The 1,287-nt window shown below is 49.0% G+C and carries 2 protein-coding genes; both read left to right on the top strand.

The features are described 5' to 3' along the window. Positions 1-49 precede the first annotated feature (49 nt). Positions 50-868: a carbon-nitrogen family hydrolase gene (locus GRP75_RS27220; RefSeq protein ID WP_160790924.1), complete on the top strand. Its 819-nt coding sequence runs from the start codon at positions 50-52 to the stop codon at positions 866-868. Between the two features lie 22 nt (positions 869-890). Further along, the coding region (locus GRP75_RS27215; RefSeq protein WP_160790923.1) for a helix-turn-helix domain-containing protein at positions 891-1,287 on the top strand (397 nt) is incomplete at its 3' end.

Raw genomic sequence — 1,287 nt, 5'->3', positions numbered from 1 at the left:
CGGACAATAGGTCGCAGGAAGCTCTGGCTCACAAGGAGTATGAAGGATTTTGACGTATCAGGAAGCTCAGCCGTTCAGTGTTGCACTCATACAAGCTCACATAGAGATAGGAAATCCCCCGGAAAACCGCAGTCATATCCGGGCTTTAATGGAACAAGCGATGAAAGTCGAACTGAAGCCGGATCTGATTATCCTGCCGGAAATGTGGAACACAGGTTATGCCTTAGATCGCATTCATGAGCTGGCGGACAAGGAAGGGACGGAGACTCGGGCATGGATAGCAGCATTCGCTGCCACCCATGAAGTGAACGTAGTAGCTGGGTCGATCGCAGAGAAAAAAAGCGACGGTCATGTGTATAATACGATGCTCGTTTTTGACCGAACAGGCAGAGAGGTTGCTTCGTATTCCAAGATTCATCTATTCCGACTTATGGATGAAGAAAAATATTTGCAGCCTGGCGAAGAAAAGGTTTTATTCGCACTGGATGGCGGGATTCAGGCAGGGGCGTCGATCTGCTATGATATCCGGTTTCCTGAACTAGCCCGCAGTTTGGCCCTGTCGGGCGCAAATTTGCTGATCGTACCCGCAGAATGGCCTCATCCCCGGCTTCATCACTGGCGCACCTTGCTAACCGCACGTGCTATAGAAAATCAAATGTATGTCATTGCTTGTAACCGGGTAGGTCGCAGCGGAGATACTGATTTCTTCGGGCATTCGCTTATTATTGATCCATGGGGAGAAATCATTGCTGAGGGCGGAGAGCAGGAGGGGATCATCACAGGAACGATTGAGTCTGCCTTGGTGCAGGACGTACGTGGTCGTATTCCGGTGTTTGAAGATCGGCGTCCCTCACTGTATGACCGATAATCAGTGTAGAAAGGAATACTCCATGCTTAAGGAACGCATTGAATTTTTGTGTAAAAAGAAAAATCTGTCCCGTAAAGAGCTGGTAGACGGGCTGGTGACACCAGCACATTTCGCAAATATACTGGCTGACCGTTACCCGTTGGCAGAGGATTTGGCCGAGCAAATTGCTGGGCGTTTAGGTGTAAACCCATCCTACCTCTTGCGTGCAGCGGCAGAGGATGAGGAGACGCTGGCTACAGCGGATAAGATTTTCACAGAGCTGTCCAAGCTGGCTAATCCTGCCACGGAAAGCTATGTGGATCTACTGGAGGATCGCAACGATTCGCTTGTGGTGGAAATGACGACTTATTTGATGAAGGCCGTTTATTATCAGCAATTAAATGACCCAACGGCCTATGAATATTTACATCAAACCTATT

Origin of the sequence: Paenibacillus sp. OT2-17 (assembly GCF_009827695.1) — a bacterium.
Classification (GTDB): Bacteria; Bacillota; Bacilli; order Paenibacillales; family Paenibacillaceae; genus Paenibacillus; species Paenibacillus polymyxa_B.
The sequence above is the reverse complement of the archived record's forward strand: the minus strand, read 5'-3'. Positions and strand labels throughout refer to the sequence as shown.